The following is a 2,812-nucleotide window of genomic DNA, read 5'->3' as shown; positions in this document are numbered from 1 at the left end:
GAACCCGGACAGCGGCTGGGCGCGGATCGCGAACTCGAGGTTCTCGACCGCGCGACCTGGCTCGTCACCGACGAGTTCGGTGCGGACGTCACCGTCCGCCGGGCGGCCGCTGACGACGACCTGGCAGACAAAGCGCGACCGGGCAAGCCCGCGATCCACATCGAGTAGCCCGGTTCAGTGTTCGATTCCGTGCGGAGGGTTTGGAGGGTCCGATCTCACACGAGGCGGCTCATTTTCGCCCGAGGAATTCGAATTCGCCGGAGTGGAGATCGGGCGGGTCGTTCGGACATCCGGCTGCGCAGGGAAGGACAGTTTTATTTCACCGGCTTCGGAAGGGGCGAATACGATGGTGGAGGGTGGCGATAGCGTCGACGCGCCGTCAGTGGTACCGCCGAGTCAGGCAGTGATCGAAACGGTCGCCGAGGCCGAGGGCGTTCGGCCGACGGAACTGGCTCCGCCGCAGTACGAGTCGCTTCACGCGATCGTCGATCCGACGGCGCTCGACGCGCTCTTCGCGGACCGACCGAACGGAACGAACAGACCGCACGGAACCGTTTCGTTCCGTTTCTGTGACTACCACGTCACTGTCGACCGGGACGGCACGGTCACGCTCGAGGAACCGACCGAACCCGCGGACTGAGATAGCGGGAGGACGAGGTGACGATTTCCAACGGATGGGGTCGACGGTGAACACGGAAAGACTCTTTTCGACGAAGCATCGAGTACTGCACCGATGGAGAGCCACTACGAGGTCCTCGGGCTGTCGCCGGACGCCGACGACCGGGCGGTTCGCCGGGCCTACCGGAGCCTGTTGAAGATCCATCATCCGGATCAGGGTGGCTCTCGAGAGCAGTTTCTGCGGATCAAGGACGCCTACGAGGCGATCCTCGGCGAACGAGCGCCGGGCGACCGCGAAACGGACGGCGGCGCGATCACGCGGGGTGATGCACGGTCCGTCCGGCAACACAGTCCGACCTACGATCCGGACGAGCGAGTCGGAAGCGGCGACCGCGAGTACGAACTGACCGTCAGCGGCGAGTACCTCACGCTCAGCCTCGCCGGACTGGTCCACGACGTCGATCTCGCCTCGCTGGTCGACGGCCCCATCACCGTCGCGACCACGCGCACGGTGGCTTTCTTCCGCGCCCACAACACGAGTTCACGGCCGCTTCCCTGGCAGGGGAAAGCGAACACGAGTTTCTTCGGCGACGACGGCTTCCTCTACGAGGGGTCGAGCATCGTCGCCCCGCACGCGAACGACCTCCCCGAGCGCTGGACCGGCACCGACGTCGAACTCGAGCCGGGCCGCGCGGTAGACGGCGTCGTCATCGCCCAGGAGCTCCCCGACGACGTCTCCCTCGATCAGGTGATGTACACCCAGCACGTCCCCGACGAGGACTCCGATGGGATCGCGGACACGGAGCGCTACCTCTTCGAGCTGAAGCCGCTCGTCAGCGAGCGGTTACAGCGGTTCCCGTTTGCTCGAGACTGAGCCTCGACATCGTTCGCTCGAGTGCGGGCCGTCCGCGAGCCGTGCTGGAACAGCAAACGTGATACGGCGGTGCTCCGAACGTCCGATAATGGCAACCGCTGACGCGAGACGCCGGCTCCGCGAGCGCCCGATGGGCGTAACGGTCCTCCTGACGATCGTCGGCTACGCGCTGGTGCTCGGGACGTTCCTGCTAGACGTGCCGATCTACCCCGATCTGACGAACGCGCAGGTCAACCTGCTCTCTCACGTAATCGCGGTCATCAACACGACCGCAACGGTGGTTTTGGTGCTGGGGTGGTACTGGATTCGCGCCGGCGACGTCGAGAAACACCGGCTGGCGATGGTGACCGGATTCGCGTTGATCCTGGTGTTCCTGGTCGTCTACCTTCTCAAGGTCGGCGGCGGCGGAACGAAGGAGTTCGTCGGTCATCAGGGCGTCTACTACGCCTACCTCGTCATGCTGGCGATCCACATCATCCTCTCGATCGTCTCGGTGCCGGTCGTCCTCTACGCGCTGATCCTCGGGCTGACCCACACGCCCGCGGAACTCCGGCGGACGCCCCACGCCAGGATCGGCCGCATCGCCGCCGGCGCGTGGATCCTGAGCCTCTTTCTGGGCGTCGTTACCTACGTCCTGCTCAACCACGTCTACGACTACGAGTTCGCGGCGATGCTCGTGCCGATCCTGTGAGCATCTCGAGTCGGCGATGCGAGTCCGTTCACCGAACGGACCAACAGTTTCTCCCGTCACCCGCCCGTACCCTGCCTAACGAATGCAATTCGTCGAAGAAATCGTCGTGGACGAGTTCCTGCCCACCGTCCGATCGCTGCTGGCCGGCGATCTCCGAGAGCGCGGCCTCACGCAGAGCGAGGTCGCCGAGGTGCTCGGCATCAGCCAGAGCGCCGTCTCGAAGTACGCCCACGGCGACGTGACCGTCAACGATCGTATCGCCACCGACGAGCGCGTCCGAGAACTCGTCGAAGAACTCGGAACGGGACTGGCGGCCGGCGAAATATCCCCGGTGCAGGCCCTGATCGAACTCGAGGTGCTGATCCGCGAACTCGAGGCCGGCGGGGACCTCCTCGCCCAGCTTCACGAGGAGGCCGTCCCGGCGCTGGCCGACCACGGCTCGGGCTTTCGGGTGCACGATCCCGAGAGCGATCTCCGGACCAGCGAGCGGATCCTCTCGTCGGTCCGGCGAGGGCTGCGCATCCTGGAGACGACTGGGGGGTTCACCGCGCTGATCCCCGCGGTCGGCTCGAACCTCGTCGCATGCACGCCCGACGCCGACGACGTCGACGACGTGGCGGGCGTTCCGG

Annotated in this window: 4 protein-coding genes; all 4 read left to right on the top strand. The window is 65.8% G+C overall.

All coding sequences use genetic code 11. From position 1 onward, the window contains the following. The first annotated feature begins 346 nt into the window (after positions 1-346). On the top strand, positions 347-640 hold the full coding sequence (gene ddfA, locus PGX04_RS32585) for a DdfA family disk-determining factor (protein ID WP_273742266.1): 294 nt from the start codon (positions 347-349) through the stop codon (positions 638-640). A 93-nt stretch (positions 641-733) separates the two neighbouring features. Continuing rightward, positions 734-1,492, top strand: a complete 759-nt coding sequence (locus PGX04_RS32580) for a J domain-containing protein (protein ID WP_273742265.1) — start codon at positions 734-736, stop codon at positions 1,490-1,492. Between the two features lie 88 nt (positions 1,493-1,580). Then, positions 1,581-2,183, top strand: coding sequence for a DUF420 domain-containing protein (locus PGX04_RS32575; RefSeq protein ID WP_273742264.1), 603 nt, complete (start codon positions 1,581-1,583; stop codon positions 2,181-2,183). An 82-nt stretch (positions 2,184-2,265) separates the two neighbouring features. Beyond that, on the top strand, positions 2,266-2,812 hold a 547-nt coding region (locus PGX04_RS32570; RefSeq protein WP_273742263.1), incomplete at its 3' end, for a transcriptional regulator.

This window comes from Natrinema soli (genome assembly GCF_028618695.1).
This window is presented reverse-complemented; position numbering and strand designations above follow the sequence as displayed.

Excerpts from the sequence above, each read along its gene's own strand:
- PGX04_RS32580 (WP_273742265.1), top strand. The coding sequence starts at position 734 with ATGGAGAGCCACTACGAGGTCCTCGGGCTGTCGCCGGACGCCGACGAC.
- ddfA (WP_273742266.1), top strand. The coding sequence starts at position 347 with ATGGTGGAGGGTGGCGATAGCGTCGACGCGCCGTCAGTGGTACCGCCG.
- PGX04_RS32575 (WP_273742264.1), top strand. The coding sequence starts at position 1,581 with ATGGCAACCGCTGACGCGAGACGCCGGCTCCGCGAGCGCCCGATGGGC.